The organism is Comamonas sp. 17RB, from assembly GCF_030056555.1.
Taxonomy (GTDB): Bacteria; Pseudomonadota; Gammaproteobacteria; order Burkholderiales; family Burkholderiaceae_C; genus Comamonas; species Comamonas terrigena.
Genome location: NZ_JASHHY010000014.1, coordinates 64,967 through 83,400 on the forward strand (window position 1 = coordinate 64,967; position 18,434 = coordinate 83,400).

General features: G+C 68.5%; 14 protein-coding genes. 6 read left to right on the plus strand and 8 right to left on the minus strand.

All coding sequences use genetic code 11. The features are described 5' to 3' along the window. Window positions 1–144 precede the first annotated feature (144 nt). The 8 genes from QM470_RS20965 to recQ form a co-directional block, all read right to left on the minus strand. Window positions 145–2,013: a phosphoenolpyruvate carboxykinase (GTP) gene (locus tag QM470_RS20965; protein WP_283340606.1), complete on the minus strand. Its 1,869-nt coding sequence runs from the start codon at window positions 2,011–2,013 to the stop codon at window positions 145–147. A 283-nt stretch (window positions 2,014–2,296) separates the two neighbouring features. Beyond that, a complete protein-coding gene (locus QM470_RS20970; RefSeq protein ID WP_172591880.1) occupies window positions 2,297–2,449 on the minus strand; it encodes a hypothetical protein in 153 nt (50 codons plus the stop codon). Between the two features lie 208 nt (window positions 2,450–2,657). After that, window positions 2,658–3,857: a threonine ammonia-lyase gene (locus QM470_RS20975; RefSeq protein ID WP_218333311.1), complete on the minus strand. Its 1,200-nt coding sequence runs from the start codon at window positions 3,855–3,857 to the stop codon at window positions 2,658–2,660. 203 nt (window positions 3,858–4,060) lie between these two features. Continuing rightward, complete coding sequence (locus QM470_RS20980; RefSeq protein WP_283340607.1) at window positions 4,061–6,520, minus strand: TonB-dependent siderophore receptor; 2,460 nt, start codon at window positions 6,518–6,520, stop codon at window positions 4,061–4,063. A 183-nt stretch (window positions 6,521–6,703) separates the two neighbouring features. After that, on the minus strand, window positions 6,704–7,729 hold the full coding sequence (locus QM470_RS20985) for a FecR domain-containing protein (RefSeq protein WP_283340608.1): 1,026 nt from the start codon (window positions 7,727–7,729) through the stop codon (window positions 6,704–6,706). 1 nt (window position 7,730) lies between these two features. Next, entirely contained in the window at window positions 7,731–8,246 is a 516-nt protein-coding gene (locus tag QM470_RS20990; RefSeq protein ID WP_283340609.1) for a sigma-70 family RNA polymerase sigma factor, read from the minus strand. A 166-nt stretch (window positions 8,247–8,412) separates the two neighbouring features. Beyond that, window positions 8,413–10,077: an acyl-CoA dehydrogenase family protein gene (locus QM470_RS20995; RefSeq protein WP_283340610.1), complete on the minus strand. Its 1,665-nt coding sequence runs from the start codon at window positions 10,075–10,077 to the stop codon at window positions 8,413–8,415. Between the two features lie 117 nt (window positions 10,078–10,194). Further along, entirely contained in the window at window positions 10,195–12,063 is a 1,869-nt protein-coding gene (recQ, locus tag QM470_RS21000; RefSeq protein ID WP_066538612.1) for a DNA helicase RecQ, read from the minus strand. A 275-nt stretch (window positions 12,064–12,338) separates the two neighbouring features. Here recQ and QM470_RS21005 point away from each other — a divergent pair, with 275 nt between their 5' ends. From QM470_RS21005 to QM470_RS21030, 6 genes are all read left to right on the plus strand, one after another. After that, the gene (locus QM470_RS21005; RefSeq protein ID WP_283340611.1) at window positions 12,339–12,899 is read left to right on the plus strand and encodes an acyloxyacyl hydrolase; all 561 of its coding nucleotides are present in this window, start codon (window positions 12,339–12,341) and stop codon (window positions 12,897–12,899) included. A 148-nt stretch (window positions 12,900–13,047) separates the two neighbouring features. Further along, entirely contained in the window at window positions 13,048–14,445 is a 1,398-nt protein-coding gene (locus tag QM470_RS21010; RefSeq protein ID WP_283340612.1) for an FAD-binding oxidoreductase, read from the plus strand. Window positions 14,446–14,504: 59 nt separating this feature from the next. Further along, window positions 14,505–15,320 (plus strand): N-formylglutamate deformylase, encoded by an 816-nt coding sequence (hutG, locus tag QM470_RS21015; RefSeq protein WP_283340613.1) that lies wholly within the window; start codon window positions 14,505–14,507, stop codon window positions 15,318–15,320. Window positions 15,321–15,367: 47 nt separating this feature from the next. Then, window positions 15,368–16,489 carry a histidinol-phosphate transaminase gene (locus tag QM470_RS21020; RefSeq protein ID WP_283340614.1) on the plus strand — a complete coding sequence of 374 codons (1,122 nt, stop codon included), beginning with the start codon at window positions 15,368–15,370 and terminating at the stop codon, window positions 16,487–16,489. A 17-nt stretch (window positions 16,490–16,506) separates the two neighbouring features. Beyond that, entirely contained in the window at window positions 16,507–17,175 is a 669-nt protein-coding gene (alkB, locus tag QM470_RS21025; protein WP_283340615.1) for a DNA oxidative demethylase AlkB, read from the plus strand. Window positions 17,176–17,266: 91 nt separating this feature from the next. Then, window positions 17,267–18,331, plus strand: a complete 1,065-nt coding sequence (locus QM470_RS21030; protein WP_283340616.1) for a homocysteine S-methyltransferase family protein — start codon at window positions 17,267–17,269, stop codon at window positions 18,329–18,331. Window positions 18,332–18,434 lie beyond the last annotated feature (103 nt).

The window sequence follows — 18,434 nt, forward strand, 5'->3', positions numbered from 1 at the left end:
AAAGCCACCGCCCACCAGGCCGTGGCTTTTTTCATGGCATGAAAAAAGGAGCGTGCTGTGCACGCTCCTTTGGCTTTGCAGGCGCCTGTGGCAGGCAGACACCGGAAGCATCTGCATACGAGGCACCTGTTGGGAACAACGGCTTCAGGCGGCCAGGCGGGCTTCCAGCGCCTTCTTGGTGGCCAGCAGTTCCTGCGGCAGGTTGTAGGCCAGCTGGTCGAAGTGGGCGGTGTGCAGCTGCATTTCCTCGTTCCAGGCGGCCTTGTCGATGCTGGTCACGCTGGCGAACTGGTCGGCGCTGAAGTCCAGGCCGGTCCAGTTGATTTCGCCATAGGTGGGGGCCACGCCGAACGCGGTCTGCTGGCCCTGGGCACGGCCTTCGATGCGGTCGATCATCCACTTCAGCACGCGCATGTTCTCACCGTAGCCGGGCCAGACAAACTTGCCGTCGGCGTCCTTGCGGAACCAGTTGGTGGTGAAGATCTTGGGCAGCGCGGCGCCCTGGGCTTCGATCTTGGCACCCAGGTTCAGCCAGTGCTGGAAATAGTCGCTCATGTTGTAGCCGGCGAACGGCAGCATGGCGAACGGATCGCGGCGCACCACGCCTTGCGCGCCAAAGGCGGCGGCCGTGGTTTCCGAACCCATGGTGGCGGCCATGTAGACGCCTTCGGTCCAGTTGCGCGCTTCAGTCACCAGCGGCACGGTGGTGGAGCGGCGGCCGCCGAAGATCATGGCATCGATCTTCACGCCCTTGGGGTCGTCCCAGGCTTCGTCCAGCGCGGGGTTGTTGGTGGCGGCGACGGTGAAGCGGGCGTTGGGGTGGGCGGCCTTGGCGCCGGTTTCCTTGGCAATGGCCGGGGTCCAGTCCTGGCCCTTCCAGTCGATCAGGTGGTCCGGCAGCTTGCCCTGGTCTTTTTCCAGGCCTTCCCACCACACATCGCCGTCATCGGTCAGCGCCACGTTGGTGAAGATGACGTTCTTGTCCAGGCTCTGCATGCAGTTCGGGTTGGTCAGCAGGTTGGTGCCCGGAGCCACGCCGAAATACCCTGCTTCGGGGTTGATGGCACGCAGCGAGCCATCGGCCTGGGGCTTGATCCAGGCGATGTCGTCACCGATGGTGGTGACCTTCCAGCCTTCGAAGCCGGTGGGCGGCACCAGCATGGAGAAGTTGGTCTTGCCGCAGGCGCTGGGGAAGGCCGCCGCCACGTGGTACTTCTGGCCTTCGGGGTTGGTCACGCCCAGGATCAGCATGTGTTCGGCCAGCCAGCCCTGGTCGCGGCCCATGGTGGAGGCAATGCGCAGTGCAAAGCACTTCTTGCCCAGCAGGGCGTTGCCGCCGTAGCCCGAGCCGTAGGACCAGATTTCGCGCGTTTCGGGGTAGTGGACGATGTACTTGGTCGTGGGATTGCAAGGCCAGCTGGTCTGGTCGGTCTCGCCGGCCGCCAGCGGTGCGCCCACGGTGTGCACGCAGGGTACGAACTCGCCGTCGGTGCCGAGCACGTCGTACACGGCCTTGCCCATGCGGGTCATGATCTGCATGTTGACGGCCACATAAGCACTGTCGGACAGCTCGATGCCGATGTGGGCAATGGGCGAACCCAGCGGGCCCATGGAAAACGGCACCACATACATGGTGCGGCCTGTCATACAGCCGTCAAACAGCGGCTGCAAAGTGGCACGCATCTCGGCGGGGGCCATCCAGTTGTTGGTGGGGCCGGCATCTTCCTTGCGGGCCGAGCAGATGTAGGTGCGGTCTTCCACGCGGGCCACGTCCGACGGGTCGGACCAGGCCAGGAAGCTGCCGGGGCGCTTGGCGGGGTTGAGCTTCTTGAACGTGCCGGCGTCCACCAGCTGCTGGCAGAGGGCGTCGTACTCTTCCTGCGAGCCGTCGCACCAGTGGATCCGGGCGGGCTTGCACAGTGCGGCCATTTCGGCCACCCAGGCGATCAGCTTGGGGTTTTTCACGAAGGCGGGCGCCTGCACCTGCAGGGCCTGGGGGGCGAGGGCGTTCATCGAAGGATCTCCTGATAGTGGGTAAACGGTTTTGCCGAACCGGGCACGCGCGGGGCGTACCAAGGGGCGGTTGGGCAAAGCAGCTCGTCCATAGGGGGCACTGCGGGCGCTATCAGGCAGCCGATGACCGGCGCCGGGAAAGCCATTCTAGGAAGGCGGCTGTAAAAAGCCAGTGGGACAACCCGGAAAACTATGTCTCATATGCATAAAGATATGCATAAAGCAGAAATTCGCCGGCATGAAAAAAGCCCCTTGCGGGGCAGTTTTCGAAGGCGGATGCCGTTCACGCCATGTTCACGGCGATGAAGGCCAGCAGGAACATCATCACGGCCCCCACCAGCGGCAGCACGATGGGAATCAGGGGCACCACCGCCTCGGCGGCGTCGTCGGGATTGATCTGGGGCTGCGCATCGTGGGCAGCGGGGTCATGGCTCATGCGTTCACTCCTTGCGGGCAGTCGGACAACCAGGTGGCGGGTGCGCCACGCAGACCTCGTTCGTCCTGCCATTGTGGAAGGGACGGCATGGCCCGGCTACAGGGTTATCCACGGCGCAGGTCCGCGGGCGTGGCAGGCTGGCTCCACCGCCGGGTACCGTCACTCCGCTCCGCAGCCAGGGGGCGGGGTGCCACGGTACCCAAGAATCTCAGGCGCGCGCGGCCTGCATGCCGGCAGCCCGCAGCGCTTCCAGCACCTGCTCCACATGCTGCTGGTTGCGGGTCTGCAGCACAAAGTCGATTTCCACGTTCTGCGCGGCCAGCAGCGTGAAGGCGCGCTGGTGGTGGACTTCCTCGATGTTGGCGCCGGCGGCGGCCACGGTGGCCGTGATCTGGGCCAGCACGCCGGGCACATCGCGTGCGCTGACGCGCACGCGCGCCAGACGGCCGGAGCGCACCATGCCGCGCTCGATGATGGCAGCCAGCAGCAGCGGGTCGATGTTGCCGCCGGACAGGATCAGGCCCACCTTCTGGCCGGCGAACTTCTCGCGGTGGCGGATCAGGGCGGCCAGACCGGCAGCGCCCGCGCCTTCGACCAAGGTCTTCTCGATCTCCAGCAGCATCAGCACGGCCTGCTCGATATCGCCTTCATCCACCAGCAGCAGCTCGTCCACCAGCCGTTTGACCACCTCGCGGGTGATGGTGCCGGCCGTGGCCACGGCAATCCCTTCCGCGATGGTGGACTGGCCCATGGGCAGGTCCGTGCCCTGCACGGCGTTGAGCATGGACGGAAAGCGCTGCGTCTGCACCCCCACCACGCGGATGCCGGGCTTGAGCGCCTTGGCGGCCGTGGCCACCCCGGCAATCAGGCCGCCGCCGCCGATGGCCACCACCAGGGTGTCCAGGTCGGGCTGGACGGCCAGCATTTCCAGGGCCAGCGTGCCCTGGCCGGCCGCCACGGCCTCGTCGTCGAAGGGGTGGACAAAGGTCAGGTTCTGTTCCTTGGCCAGCAGGAAGGCGTGCTGGCGCGCCTCCTCCAGGGTGTCGCCGTGCAGCACCACCTCGGCGCCAAAGCCACGGGTGCGCTCCACCTTCACGCCGGGGGTGAAGCGCGGCATCACGATCACGGCACGCAGGCCCATGCGCTGTGCGTGGTAGGCCACACCCTGGGCGTGGTTGCCGGCGCTCATGGCAATCACGCCGCGCGCCTTTTCCTCGGCGCTCAGCAGCTGCAGCCGGTTGCTGGCACCACGTTCCTTGAAGGAGGCCGTGAACTGCAGGTTCTCGAACTTGAGGAACACCTGCGCACCCACGATCTGCGAGAGCGTCTCGGATTCGACGCAGGGCGTTTGCAGCACCTGGTCACGCAGTCGGGTGGCGGCGGCTTGGATATCGGCGTAGGTCAGCATGGTCGGGGCGGGTACGGAAAGTGCAGGCGGCAAAGTCTGACAGATTGCCATATCTGCCGTACTGCCGCTGCCATCGCGCCATGCACGGCGAACGCCGGTGCGCTGCACACAGGGCACCGGTCGCCGACAGGGTGCTGCCGGGCACCGCCATGGCTTCTGTGCCGCCTGCTTGCGCCGCGTTCGGCCGCGCAGGCAGCGCTGCGTCAGAAGTCGTAGCGCGCGCTGAGGTTCAGGCTGCGCGGTGCGCCCCAGGTGTAGAACAGCCCCTGGGCGTTGAAGTTGGTCACACCCGCGAAGTAGCGCTTGTCCATCGCGTTGTTCACATTGGCGGCTACGCTCCAGTGGCGGTCGACCTGGTAGCGGGCCATCAGGTCCACCAGCCAGTAGGCGTCCTGGCGCAGCGTGGTCGCCCCCCGGCTGGTGGAGATGTCGCTCTGCCAGCGGGTGGCCGCGCCCACGGTCAGCCCTTGCAGGGCCGAATCGCGGAACTGGTAGGTGGTGCCCAGCTTGAACTGGTACTTGGGCGTGGTGCTGGACGAGTCCAGCGTGCTGCTGTTCATCACAAAGCCGCCCTGCAGCTGCCAGCCGCGGGCCAGCTCGCCGGACAGCTCCAGCTCCCAGCCGCGCCGCGTGACGCCGCTGACCGCCCGCGAGATGGTCTCGCCCGCGGGCGTCTGGCCCACGGTTTCGGCGGTGTTGTCGGTCTTCATCCAGAAGTAGGCGGCGCTGGCGTTCAGGCGCTTGTCAAAGAACTCGCCCTTGGCGCCGATCTCGTAGGTCTTGCCCTCTTCCGGCGGCAGCGTCTGTTCGCTGGCGTTCTTGGCGCTCTGGGCCTGGAAGATGCTGGCGTAGCTGGCATACAGCGACACATCGCGGGCCACATCCACCACCAGACCGGCATAGGGCGTCACCACGCCGCGTTCGTGCAGATCGTAGTTGTACCAGCTGACGTCGGAGACATCCTTCTGGTCGTAATTGGTGGCGCGGGCGCCGACGATCAGCTTGACCGGGTCGGCCAGGCTGAAGCGGCCGGCCGCATAGACATAGTTGCGCTTGCGGCTGAACAGGTCATCGGAATAGGTCAGGCCGCTGAGGTTGACATTCGGCAGCGCGCCGCCGCCCTGGGCATAGTCCAGGCCCAGCGCGCCCAGCGTGGTGTTGTCGCCGCCGCCGCGCTGCAGATTGATGCGGCTCTTGGAGGCCCCGGCACCCAGCAGCAGATCGTGCTGGCGGCCGAACAGGGAGAAAGGCCCTTGCACGTCCACCTGGATGCTCTGGTTGCGTGTCGTGTTCTCGCCATAGCGGCCAAAGTTCACGGCGCCTGGCAGGGCGTTGTTCATATAGCCCTGCAGCTGTTCGGGCACGTCGATTTCCTCGTGCACCAGTTGCAGCTTGGCCTTCCAGCCCTGGCCGAAGTTGTGCTCCAGCCGGGTGAACAGGTTCAGGCCTTTTTGCTCGTAGCCGGCCCAGCGCGCACCGTTGTTGTAGGAGCGCGGCATCCAGCCCACGAAGGCGCCGGTACCGGAATAGGCCTGGAGGGGCGTGGTGGCGCCGGAGCCGCGCAGCGTGCGTTCGCGGTAGGTGACGCCGGCGCTCAGCAGGGTGTCGGGCGAGAGGTCGTATTCCAGCGTGCCGTAGACCATGCGGCCGCTGGAGTCCTCGTAGTCGCGGAAGCCGCGGGCGCGCTTTTCCGACAGCACCAGCCGCCCGCGCAGACTGCCTTCGGCGTTCAGCGGGCCGGCAATGTCGGCATCTGCGCGGTAGCTGTCCCAGCTGCCGGCGCTGGCTTCCACGTGGGCCTGGAAGTCCTTGGTCGGGCGCTTGCGGATCAGGTTGATCGTGGCGCCGTAGTTGCCGTCGCCATTCATCAGGCCGGACGAGCCCTTGAGCACCTCGACGCGGTCGATGTCGGCCAGGTCGTCCATGGTGTAGAGCGTGTGGGTGTTGAAGCCCCAGCCGCTGGAGAGCTGGCGCGAGCCGTCCACCTGCAGGTTGGCGGTGCTGCCCCGCACGTTGTAGGTGACCATCTGGTTCTGGCGGCTCACCGTCAGGCCGGGCGTCTGCTCCATCACATCGGTCAGCGTCTGCAGCTTGAAGTCTTCCATGCGCTGGCGGGTGAAGACGGTGACCGACTGCGGGGTCTCGCGCAGCGTCAGCGCCAAGCCGGTAGCGGCCCCGCTGGGGCCTGCAGCCGTGTAGCGGCCCGTGCCTTCGGTGGTGCCGTCCGCCGCCGTGGCGGCGGCCGTCACCTTCACTTCAGCCAGAGTGGCTGCGCCGCCGCTGCTGCGCTGGGCGGCTTCGGGGATGCGGCGCAGCGCGTAGGCGCCGCTGGCGTCGGGCACGGCTTCCAGGCCGGTGCCGGCCAGCAGGGCCGCCAGGGACTGGGCCACGCCCTGTGTGCCCTGGGCGCCGCTGGTCTGCAGACCAGCCACCAGATCGGGGGCAAAGCTGATCAGCGCTCCGGATTCACGGCCCAGGCGGTTCAGGGCCGAGGCCAGCGTGCCGGCGGGGATGGTGTAGCTGCGCTGTGCCTGGGCGGTGCTGGTCTGGGCCAGCGCCGGCAGGGCGGGCAGGGCCGTGGCACAGGCGATCAGGCTGGCGCACAGCAGGTGGGTGGCCCGCGCCGTGGCGGTGGGCTGGGGGTGAAGCGGTCGGCGGTTCATGCGGTGGAATCCCTCGGTGGATAGGCAGAAAGCTGGGCTGGCGCGTGGGCGCAGTCCGTCTGAGGGGCTTGACACGCAAGGAGCCGGAAATGGCCGGGGTTTTTGCAGATTTTTGAGAAGAAGGCTGCAGATGCTTTTCAGGAAAGCCTGGTGTGCTATGCAATCCGGAGTGAATTGCCGGCGTCAGCTGCGGCGTTCGACCGTGACCCACCAGCGGGTGCGCGCTTGCAGCTGCACCGGCAGGGCGCGGGTGAGGGCGTTCAGCACGCGGTCCGTGTCGGCCAGGGGGTAGGCGCCCGAAACCCGCAGGCCGGCGGCATTGGGGGCACAGCGCAGCAGGCCGGAGCGGTAGCGCGACAGCTCGGTCAGGAAGTCGGGCAGGGGCATATCGTTCACCACCAGCATGCCGTCGTGCCAGGCCCCGGCGCCCTCGGCCAAAGGGGCGGCAGGGCCGGCCTGGTTGCGCCCGAGCGTGGCCTGCTCCCCGGCTTCCAGGCGCAGCACGTCCTGCGGTGCCCGGACCGGGCGCAGTTCCACCGCGCCTTCCAGCACCGCCACGTTGGTGTGCTGTGCGTGCTGGCGCACCGTGAAGCGGGTGCCGATGGCGCGCACCAGGCCTTCGGCCGTGCGCACCCGCAACGGGCGTGGCTGGCCGGTGGTGGCATCCGGGGCGTTGTCGGGCGCGCTGTGCACCAGGATTTCCCCGGCGCGCAGCACGATCAGGCGTTCGGTGGCGCTGTAGTGCAGGTCCACCGCCGTGGCGGTGTTCAGCCACAGCCGCGTGCCGTCGGCCAGCTCGCGGCTGCGCTGCTCCCCCGTGGCCGTGGCCAGGTCGGCCGCCAGGCGTTGCCAGTGGGGCTGGCCCAAGCCGCTCTGCTGCCAGGCCAGCAGACCGCCGGTGCCGGCCGTCAGCAGCAGGGCCAGACGCAGGGCGTGGCGCCGGCCGTGGCCGGACGCGGTCAAGGCCTGGCGTGCGACCGAGGCCGGCAGGCCGTGCAGCTGCTGCTGCCACTGTGCATCCAGGGTGGCGATGCGCTGCCAGGCCTGGGCATGCAGCGGGTCGGCCTGCAGCCAGCGGTGCCATTGTTGCCGGGTGTGCTCGGAAGCGGGGGCGCTGTCATCGTCCAGGGTCAGCAGCCAGTGCACGGCGGCACGGGCCACGGCAGGCGGGATGGCGGCCGCAGCCGAAGGAGGAGCCGGGTGTTCCATCTCACTCCCCCATGCCGAAGTAGCAGCGCTCGGCGGCGCTGGCCAGGTGGCGGCGCACCGTGGTGCGGGACAGGCCGAGTTGCTGGGCAATTTCTTCCTGGGTCAGCTCTTCCAGCCGCCACAACAAAAAGGCCTGGCGGGCCACGGCGGGCAGGCCGTCCAGCAACTGGTCGATAGCGACCAGGGTCTCCAGCACCATCAGCTGCACATCGGGGGGCGGTGCGACGGGGTCGGGCAGGGCGCTGAGTGCCTCCAGGTAGGCGCGTTCGATCTGGCGCCGGCGCAGGTGGTTGGACAGCAGGCGCTGGGCGATGGTGGTGAGGTAGGCACGGGGCTCCGCCACCTGGTCCAGCGGCTGGCCGGGTGCCGTCCAGGCGCGCAAAAACGTGCTTTGTGCCAGATCCGCAGCGTCCCAGGGGCAGCCGATCTTGCGGCGCAGCCGTGCCACCAGCCAGCCATGGTGCTGCAGGTAGAACGTCTGCAGGGTATGGGCTGCAGCGCTGAGGGGGGCGGACATGGAAAAGCCTGGAATCTATGAATAAGAATTGTTCGTATTCTATGGACTCTGCAATTCCATGCGGGCGCATCGCCCCACAGAGGCTGCGCGGACCCCGCCCAGTGTCTGCCGGGCGCCACAGTGCGGTCCGGGCGGTGGGCGCGCGGACCGGTTGGGGGGCGCGGGTTCAGGCAGGCAAGGCGCGTTCCAACAGTGCCGCCACATCCAGCGTGCGGGCGTCGATGGCGCCCACCACGCGGGCGCTGCCGTGCACGATGCGGGTGGCGATGAAGGCGTCGGCCACCCAGGAAGGGGCATGGCGGCGCAGCAGGCAGGCCTGGGCCACCAGCACCAGCTTCTGGGCGATCAGGCGGGCCAGCAGCTCCTGCTCGGCAGGGGGGCGGTGCAGCAGGGCCTGCAGGGCGTGGAGCTCGGTCAGTAGGTGGCTGTCTTCCCCGGCGGCATCCATCAGGTGGGCGAGCAGGGCCTGGCTGCCTTCGGGCTCCCGGCCCAGCGCGCGCAGCATGTCCAGGCACATGATGTTGCCCGAGCCTTCCCAGATGCTGTTGACCGGCGCTTCGCGGAACAGCCGGGCCACCACGGCGGGTTCCACATAGCCGTTGCCGCCCAGCACCTCCATGGCTTCCCCTGCCACCTCGACAGCGCGCTTACAGACCCAGAACTTGGCGGCCGGTGTCATCAGGCGTTTCCAGGCCCGCTCTGCCGGGGCCGGGTCGGCGCCTTCGCAGGCTTCGAAGGCGCTGGCCAGGCGCATGGCCAGCATGGTGGCGGCTTCGCTTTCCAGCGTCAGATCGGCCAGCACGCTGCGCATCAGCGGCTGCTGCACCAGCGGCTTGCCAAAGGCCTGGCGGCGCTGGGCATGGTGCAGCGCCTGGACCAGCGCCTGGCGCAGGATGGCGCTGCTGCCCAGCACGCAGCACAGGCGGGTGGTGGTGGCCATCTCGATGATGGTGGGAATGCCCCGGCCGGGCTCGCCCAGCAGCAGGCCGTAGGCGCCATGGAATTCCACCTCGCTGCTGGCGTTGCTGCGGTTGCCCACCTTGTCCTTGAGCTGCAGCAGGTGCACGGCGTTGCGTGTGCCGTCTGGCTGCCAGCGTGGCACCCAGAAGCAGGCGGGGCCGGCATCGGGCGTTTGCGCCACCACCAGGTGGGCATCGCTCATCGGTGCCGAGAAAAACCATTTGTGTCCCGTGAGCCGGTAGGCCTGGCCGCGCCCGGAGGCGCCGTCGGGCACGGCCTGCGTGGTGTTGGCGCGCACGTCGGAGCCGCCCTGCTTTTCCGTCATGCCCATGCCCACCCACAGCGCCTGCTTGTCGGGCCAGGGCCGGTCCTGGGCATCGAAGTGGCGGGACAGCAGCCCGGCCTTGATGTGGGGCCACAGCGCGGTCTCGTGGCGCAGCACGCCGATGGCGGCAGTGGTCATGGTGGCGGGGCACAGCGAGCCCTGTTCCACCTGGCCGTGCAGATAGAAGCCCGCTGCCCAGGCGGTCCAGCGGCCGGCGCGGGTGTTCTCGTAGGGCAGCCCGACCAGGCCCTGTTCGCGGTACAGCGTGAGCAGGGCATGCCAGCAGGGGTGGTAGTGCACGGTGTTGGTGCGCCGCCCACGGGCATCGAAGGCCTGGAGCCTGGGGGCATGGGTATTGGCCAGCTGGGCCCATTGCCAGGTGGCCGGCGAGGTGACGCGCTGGGCGTAGTCCTGCAGCGAGGGCAGGGCCCAGCTGGCGTGGTCCTGCTGCACGGCATGGAGCAGGGCCGCATCATGCTGCAGCGGTGCCTGCTGGCACGGTTCATCGACCTGGTTGAAAACCTCGTGGGTGTCGTCAGAAGCCATCGTCATACCTCCCAGCAGCAGTAGCGGGGCAGTATGGCGGGTTTGCCGGTGTGCGGGTATTAGCAGGTTTCCCGATCGCCGCCTGCGGGAGCCGCGGGCGGTGCCCTGCAAGGGGCCTCAGACCGAGGGGCCGCCGATGACCCGCAGGACTTCCGCGCCGTAGGCATCCAGCTTTTTGCTGCCGATGCCGCTGATGCTGCCCAGGGCCTGCAGCGAGCCGGGGCATTGCTCGGCAATCGCGGCCAAGGTGGCATCCTGGAAGATCACATAGGCCGGCAGATTGTGCGATTTGGCCACTTCCGAACGCCAGGCCTTGAGGTTGATGAAGCGGGCCTGCGCATCCGGCCCCAGGTTGGCAGCAGCGGCATTGGGTTGCACGCCGCGCTTGGTGCTGCGGCTGCGGGCGGCCGCCACGGTTTCGCGCAGCTGCACCTGCACCTCGCCGCGCAGCACGTCGCGCGAGCCGCTGGTCAGGCACAGGGTGTCGAACACATGGCCGCTGTTTTCGCTGGTCACCTTGTGCAGGCCCAGGGCGCCGGTGGCCAGCAGCTGGCGCATCACGCCGCGCAGCTGGGTTTCGCTGTAGCCCTTGCCGATGCCGAAGGTGGAGACCTTGTCGTGCAGGAACTGGCGCACCTTGTCGGTGTCCTTGCCGCGCAGCACGTCCATGATGTGGCCGGCACCAAAGGTGAGGGCGCTCATCTCGTGCACGCGGTAGATGGTGGACAGCAGCTTGCGCGCGGCGTCCGTGCCGTCCCACACGGTGGGAGGGTGCAGGCAGTTGTCGCAGTTGCCGCAGGGGCTGGAGGTTTCCCCGAAGTACTGCAGCAGGCGCACACGGCGGCAGTCGGTGGCTTCGGCCAGCGACAGCAGGGCATCGAGCTTGCTGCGCAGCACGGCCTTGAATTCTTCCTCGGCCCCGCCTTCGTCGATCATGCGCCGCTGGTTGACCACGTCACTCAGGCCATAGGCCATCCAGGCATGGGCGGGCAGCCCGTCGCGGCCGGCGCGGCCGGTTTCCTGGTAGTAGCCCTCGATGTTCTTGGGCATGTCCACGTGGGCCACAAAGCGCACATCGGGTTTGTCGATGCCCATACCGAAGGCGATGGTGGCCACCATCACGATGCCCTCTTCGCGCAGGAAGCGGTCCTGGTGCTGCTGGCGCACTTCGGACGGGAAGCCCGCGTGGTAGGGCAGGGCGTTGATGCCGGCCTGCTGCAGGGTCTGGGCGATTTCCTCCACCCGGCGGCGCGACTGGCAGTACACCACACCGGCTTCGTCCGCATGCTCGTTCTGGATGAAGCGCAGCAGCTGCTGCGTCACGTCCTTTTTCTCGACGATGGTGTAGCGGATGTTGGGCCGGTCGAAGCTGCTGACGAACTGCTGTGCCTGTTCCAGGTGCAGGCGCTCGACGATGTCGGCCCGCGTCAGCGCATCGGCCGTGGCCGTCAGCGCGATGCGCGGCACGCCGGCATAGCGCTCGTGCAGCACCGACAGGGCGCGGTATTCGGGGCGGAAGTCATGGCCCCATTGGCTCACGCAGTGCGCTTCGTCGATGGCGAACAGGCTCAGCTGGCCCTGGGCGTGCAGGTCGTCCAGCAGACCCAGAAAGCGCGGCGTCACCAGCCGCTCGGGGGCGGCGTAGAGCAGGGTCAGCTGGCCGCTCTGCAGCTGCCATTCCACCTGCTGGGCTTCGTCGTAGCTGAGCGACGAATTCAGGAACGCCGCACTCACCCCGGCTTCGTGCAGCGCGCCCACCTGGTCGTGCATCAGCGCGATCAGCGGCGACACCACAATGGCCACGCCCTGTCCGGCCTGCTGGCGCACGATGGCGGGCACCTGGTAGCACAGGCTTTTTCCGCCCCCGGTGGGCATCAGCACCAGCGCATCGCCGCCCGCCACCACCTGGTCCACGATGGCTGCCTGGGGGCCCCGGAAGGAGGCATAGCCAAAAACGTTCTGGAGGGTGGACAGGGCGGCAGACAAGGGGAATCTCGAAAAGTGAGCGCGCGGTGCAGGCAGGGCGCGCTGTAGAGGGAGTTTTTATCGGGAGGTCCACCGAAGGTGGCGGCCGCTATTGTGCGCCGGCCCGTCCGCGCAACGGCATTGCAGGGGCTTGGCGTGGCCCCAGCCAATGCGGCATTGGCTGACAGCGTGCGGCCCGCCGGCCTACGCCGGGGCCGCGGTTTTCTCTGCAGACTGGGCAGGCCACACACACAGGCCAGCCCCGACCGTCTGGCCATTCCACCGAGGAGCAGCCCATGCATGTCCACGCCCTGCGCGGGATCGCCACCGGCGTCACCGTCTTTGCCGCCCTGGCGGCCGGGAGCCCGGCCCGGGCCCAGGAAGCCCCCACCCTGTACCTGCAGGGCGGGGCGGGTGAGCGCGAGGCCTACGCCACCACCGTGGGCCTGACCTGGCCCTGGACCAGCTGGTCCTGGGCGCTGGGCAGCGGTGTGGTGCGCGGGCAGTGGGACGGGTATGTGGGCAACTGGTCCAGCCGCCCGCCGGCATCGGCGCGGCGCAACACCCTGGTGCTGGGTCTGGGGCCCAGCCTGCGCTGGCGTGGTGCAGCGGGCCAATCCCCCTGGTTTGTGGAACTGGGCACCGGTGTGAGCTGGTTCAGCCGCCACTACCGCAATGGCAGCGATGCCTTTGGCAGCCGGGTCAACTTCTCCAGCCATCTGGGGTTGGGGCGCAACTTTGGCCCCCAGCGGGCGCATGAGTTGTCGCTGCGCATCCAGCACAGCTCCAATGCCGGCATCAAGGAGCCCAATCCGGGCGAGAACTTTCTGCTGCTGCGCTACGCCCACGTGTTCTGAGGGGGCGCACTTGCCCGATGGGCCACAGCGGAATTGCCGCAGGGCCTGACGGCACCGGGCGCATGGCACGACAATGCCGAGGTGCATCTCCCGCAGCCCCCGGCTCACCCCGGGGGCTGTGTGCCGTTTGAAAAGGTTTCCTGCTCTCATGTCCCTTCCCTCCATCGACTCTTTTCTCTCCGCGCTGCAGCAGCAGTTGGGCGACGCGGCCGTCCAGACGGGCGCCGCGGTGGAAGCGCGCTTCCACACCGACTGGAGCGGGCAGCCGCCCGTGGCCCCGCTGGCCCTGGTGCGCCCGCGCAGCACCGAGGAGGTGGCGGCCGTGCTGCGCCTGTGCCATGCCCACCGCATCGCCGTGGTGCCGCAGGGCGGCCTGACCGGCCTGGCCGGTGGTGCCGTGCCGGTGCAAGGCTGTGTGGCGCTGTCGCTGGAGCGCATGAATGCCATGGAAGCCGTGGACGCCCGCACCGGCCTGGTGACGGTGCAGGCCGGTGTCACGCTGCAGGCCGTGCAGGAAGCCGCCGTGGCGGCCGGCATGGTGTTCGGCGTGGACCTGGGCGCACGCGGCAGCTGCCAGATCGGCGGCAATGTCTCCACCAATGCCGGCGGCAACGGCGTGCTGCAGCACGGCATGATGCGCGAGCAGGTGCTGGGCCTGGAAGTGGTGCTGGCCGACGGCACGGTGCTGCCTATGCTGCGCCCCATGCTGAAGAACAACACCGGCTACGACCTCAAGCAGTTCTTCATCGGCGCTGAAGGAACATTGGGCGTCATCACCCGCGTGCTGCTGCGCCTGCGCCCCATGCCCCAGGCCAAGGCTACGGCCCTGGTGGCGGTGCCGCATTTCGATGCCGCGCTGGCCGTGCTGCAGCGCATGCAAGGCCGTTTCGGCAACAGCGTGGCCGCGTTCGAGCTGATGTGGGACAGCTTTGTGCAGGCCTCCATCCAGTGGCAGAAGCTGCAGGCCCCGCTGGCCGAACGCCATCCGCTGCTGGCGCTGATCGACGTGGACGGCAAGGACGAAGCCAGCCTGCGCGACGCCGTGGAAGAGGCCCTGGGCGAAGCCATGGAGGCCGGTGAAGTGGCCGACGCCGTGATCGCCCAGTCGCACACCCAGGCCCGCACGCTGTGGAAGCTGCGCGAAGCGCCGGCCGAGCTGAACACCCAGATGCACCCCCCGATCAATTTCGATGTCAGCCTGCCGCAGGCCGACATCGGCCGTTTTGCGCAAGCCATCCAGGCGGACTTCGATGCGCGCTGGCCCGGTCACCACACGCTGTTCTTCGGCCATGTGGGCGACGGCAATCTGCATGTCTCCACCGACGGCGCCACCGTCCACGGCGAATGTGACGCGGTGGAAGCCGCGCTGTACGCGCAGGTGGCCTTGTTCCACGGCAGCGTCTCGGCCGAGCACGGCATCGGCCTGCACAAAAAGCCTTTCCTGCATGCCAGCCGCACGCCGCAGGAGCTGGCAGCCATGCGCGCCATCAAGGCCGCGCTGGACCCGCTGAATCTGATGAACCCCGGCAAGGTGTTCGACCTGTAAACCACCTGGCCTCCCAGGCCCGCTGTGGCGGGCCGGCCCGCATCTCTCCCATGCACGCTATGACCGATATCGCTCCCTTCCATTTCCGCCAGGGCACCCTGCCCTTGCTGGTGTCCATGCCGCACGCGGGCACACATGTGCCGACCGACATCGCGGCCCTGCTCACCGACGAAGCCCGCCAGGTGCCCGACACCGACTGGCACATGCCCGAGCTCTACGCCTTTGCCAAGGCCATGGGTGCCTCCATCCTGGCGGCCACCCATTCGCGCTATGTGGTGGACCTGAACCGCTCCCCCGATGGCGCCAGCCTCTACCCCGGCCAGAGCGTGACCGGCCTGTGCCCGGTGGACACCTTTGACGACACGCCCCTGTACCAGCGTGCCCAGGACCAGCCGGACGACGCCGAAGTGGCGCGCCGCCGCAGCACCTACTGGGCGCCCTACCATGCCCAGCTGCGGGCCGAGCTGGACCGCCTGCGCGCCGAGCATGGCCGCGTGCTGCTGTGGGATGCGCATTCCATCCGCTCGGTGCTGCCGCGCTTTTTCGACGGCAAGCTGCCGGATCTGAACCTGGGAACCGCCGATGGCGCCAGCTGCGCACCGGAACTGGCGCAGCAGCTGCTGGCCATTGCCGAGCAGGCACCCGGTGCCACGGCGGTGCTCAACGGCCGCTTCAAAGGCGGCTACATTACGCGCCATTACGGCCAGCCGGAGCAGGGCATCCACGCCGTGCAGCTGGAGCTCACGCAGTGCAGCTACATGCAGGAAGCGCTGCCCTTTGCCTACCTGCCCGAACGTGCCGGCTCCCTCCAGCCCACGCTGCAGCAGCTGCTGCAGACGGCCCTGACCTGGGTGCAGCAGCCGGCACAACCCTGAGAGACCACGGCGGCGACGGCCCCCCGCACCGCGCCGCCTTTTTTGCCATGAACGAGAACATTGCCCAACTGGCACGCCCCGAAGTGCCCACCTTGCCTGCCTACAACGCCGGTCTGTCGTCCGATGCCGTGCGCGCCCGCTACGGCGTGCAGCACATCGCCCGCCTGGGCAGCAACGAGAACCCCCATGGTCCCAGCCCCCGCGTGGGCGCGGCCCTGGTGGATCTGGCACGCCAGATCCAGTACTACCCGGATGCCAGTGCCACCACGCTGCGCGACGCGCTGGCCGCCCGCCACGCGGTGCAGCCAGGCCAGCTGGTGCTGGGCAACGGTTCGGAAGACATCCTCCAGATGCTGTGCCAGGCCTTCACCGGCGTGGGCGATGTGGTGCTGACCCAGCGCCCGTCCTTCGGCCTGCACGAGATCTACCCGCGCATGATGGGTGCCAGCGTGGAACTGGTGGAGCTGACGGCCGATCTGGAATTCGATCTGGCCGCCTGGTGCGCCGCGCTGCAGCGCGCGCCCAAGCTGGCGTTCATTGCCAACCCGTCCAACCCGGTGGGCTGCATGTGGACGGCCGAGCAGTTCGCCCAGCTGCTGCAGGCCGCATCGCCGCAGACCTTGCTGGTGGTGGACGAGGCCTATGTGGAATACGCCAGCCTCACGCCCGGCTACCCCGACACCCTGGCCCAGCTGCAGGACTGCGGCAAGCCCTGGATCGTGCTGCGCACCTTCTCCAAGGCCTGGGGCCTGGCCGGGCTGCGCGTGGGCTATGGCGTGGCGGGTGACGCCGCCACCATTGCCCTGCTGGACCGGGTGCGCACCCCGTTCAATGTGAACCAGGCGGCCCAGGTGGCGGCCATGGCCGCGCTGAAGGACGAAGCCTATATGCGCCGCAGCGTGCAGGCCACGGTGCTGGAGCGCGAGGCGCTGGCCCAGCGCCTGCGCACTGCCGGGCTGCGCGTGGCGCCGTCGGCCACCAATTTCCTGTTTGTGGAAGTGGGGCGCGATGCGGCCGTGGTGGCCGAAGGCCTGCTGGCCAAGGGCGTCATCATCAAGCCGTGGAAGGAGCCGGGCTTCACCCAGTTCCTGCGCGTGTCGGTGGGCCTGCAGGAAGACAACCAGCGCTTTGTGCAGGCGCTGTCGGCCGTGCTGGGACGGCCCATCTAAGCCGCCGGACCCGCACCATGACGGCCTCGCTGTTCGATGACCCGCCCCAGCCCGTGGAGCGCATGGCCATCGACGATGGGGCCTGGCTGCTGCGCGGCTGGGCGCTGGAGCAGCAGACGCAGTGGATAGCCGCCGTGCAGCAGGTGCTGGCCTTGCAGCCGCTGCGGGCCAGCTGCACGCCGAGCGGCAAGCCCATGTCGGTGCGCATGAGCAACTGCGGCGCCTACGGCTGGGTCACCGATGCGGCGGGCTACCGCTACAGCGCCACCAACCCGGACACCGGCGTGGCCTGGCCGGCGATGCCGGATTTCCTGCGCGACCAGGCCGTGGCCGCCGCCGCGGCGGCGGGCTACCCCGGCTATGCGCCGGATGTGTGCCTGGTCAACCAGTACCTGCCGGGGGCCCGCATGGGCCTGCACCGCGATGCGGACGAGCAGGACTGGGCAGCGCCCATTGTCTCGGTCTCGCTGGGGCTGTCCTGCCGCTTCCAGTGGGGCGGGCTGGAGCGCAGCAGCCCGGTGCGGCGTTTCACGCTGCTGCACGGCGATGTGCTGGTCTGGGGCGGTGCCACGCGCATGGCCTACCACGGGGTGCTGCCGCTGCAGGACGGCGCCCACCCGCTGCTGGGGCCCCGGCGCTGGAACCTGACCTTCCGCATGGCGCGCAGCCATTACCGGCCGCAGTGACGTATGACGGGCTGCCGGGCTGGTGGCCCGCGCGGGCCACGATGCACCCGCTGCTGCGCGGGGCGGGCCGCTCTTCCTACAATCGGGGGTTATGAGCCTGCCCATCTACACCCGCGCCCAAGAACTGCCCGCCACCCTGGCCCAACGCCTTGTCATCCTCGACGGGGCCATGGGCACCATGATCCAGCGCTTCAAGCTGGGTGAGGCCCAGTACCGGGGCGAAGGCTACAGCGGCGCCGATGGCGCAGGCGATCGCTTCACCGACTTTCCCCGCGACGTGAAGGGCAACAACGAGCTGCTGTCCATCACCCGCCCGGACGTGATCCGCGACATCCATGAAAAATACCTGGCGGCCGGAGCGGACCTGATCGAAACCAACACCTTCGGCGCCACGACCGTGGCGCAGGAGGACTACGGCATGGCCGATCTGGCGCGCGAGATGAACCTCAAGAGCGCCCAGCTGGCCCGTGCCGCCTGCGACAAGTACAGCGTCAACGGCCGCATCTGCTATGTGGCCGGCGCCCTGGGCCCCACGCCCAAGACCGCGTCCATCAGCCCCGACGTGAACGACCCGGGGGCCCGCAACGTCACCTTCGAGCAGCTGCGCCAGGCCTATTTCGAGCAGACCGTGGCCCTGATCGAAGGCGGCGCGGACGTGATCCTGGTGGAAACCATTTTCGACACGCTCAACGCCAAGGCCGCGCTGTTCGCGGTCGAAGAAGCCTTCGATGCCACCGGCGAGCGGCTGCCCATCATGATCAGCGGCACCGTCACCGATGCCTCGGGCCGCATTCTGAGCGGCCAGACGGTCACCGCGTTCTGGCACAGCGTGCGCCACAGCAACCCGCTGTCGGTGGGCCTGAACTGCGCACTGGGTGCCACGCTGATGCGCCCCTACATCCAGGAGCTGGCCAAGGCCGCACCGGACACCTTCATCAGCTGCTACCCCAATGCCGGCCTGCCCAACCCCATGAGCGACACCGGCTTTGACGAGACCCCCGACATCACCGGCCGCCTGGTGCATGAATTTGCGGCCGAAGGCCTGGTGAATATCGTCGGCGGCTGCTGCGGCACCACGCCCGACCACATCGGCGCCATCGCCCGGGCCGTGCAGTCCACCACCACCCGCAAGCTGTTCTATCCCGCCCACGCCTGAAGGCGCGGTGCGCACCCTCAGCCAGGTGGAAACATGGCAAGCCCTGCAACGGTGGCCAGCAGCGCCAGCGACCCGCACGGCAGCGCGTTCAGGGTGCCGCCGG

Bases quoted from the DNA above. Each gene is read 5' to 3' on its own strand.
- QM470_RS21020 (WP_283340614.1), top strand. From the start codon at position 15,368: ATGAACGAGAACATTGCCCAACTGGCACGCCCCGAAGTGCCCACCTTG.
- QM470_RS21010 (WP_283340612.1), top strand. From the start codon at position 13,048: ATGTCCCTTCCCTCCATCGACTCTTTTCTCTCCGCGCTGCAGCAGCAG.
- QM470_RS21005 (WP_283340611.1), top strand. From the start codon at position 12,339: ATGCATGTCCACGCCCTGCGCGGGATCGCCACCGGCGTCACCGTCTTT.
- QM470_RS20980 (WP_283340607.1), bottom strand. From the start codon at position 6,520: ATGAACCGCCGACCGCTTCACCCCCAGCCCACCGCCACGGCGCGGGCC.
- hutG (WP_283340613.1), top strand. From the start codon at position 14,505: ATGACCGATATCGCTCCCTTCCATTTCCGCCAGGGCACCCTGCCCTTG.
- QM470_RS20995 (WP_283340610.1), bottom strand. From the start codon at position 10,077: ATGGCTTCTGACGACACCCACGAGGTTTTCAACCAGGTCGATGAACCG.
- alkB (WP_283340615.1), top strand. From the start codon at position 16,507: ATGACGGCCTCGCTGTTCGATGACCCGCCCCAGCCCGTGGAGCGCATG.
- QM470_RS20975 (WP_218333311.1), bottom strand. From the start codon at position 3,857: ATGCTGACCTACGCCGATATCCAAGCCGCCGCCACCCGACTGCGTGAC.
- QM470_RS20970 (WP_172591880.1), bottom strand. From the start codon at position 2,449: ATGAGCCATGACCCCGCTGCCCACGATGCGCAGCCCCAGATCAATCCC.
- QM470_RS20965 (WP_283340606.1), bottom strand. From the start codon at position 2,013: ATGAACGCCCTCGCCCCCCAGGCCCTGCAGGTGCAGGCGCCCGCCTTC.
- QM470_RS20985 (WP_283340608.1), bottom strand. From the start codon at position 7,729: ATGGAACACCCGGCTCCTCCTTCGGCTGCGGCCGCCATCCCGCCTGCC.
- QM470_RS21030 (WP_283340616.1), top strand. From the start codon at position 17,267: ATGAGCCTGCCCATCTACACCCGCGCCCAAGAACTGCCCGCCACCCTG.
- QM470_RS20990 (WP_283340609.1), bottom strand. From the start codon at position 8,246: ATGTCCGCCCCCCTCAGCGCTGCAGCCCATACCCTGCAGACGTTCTAC.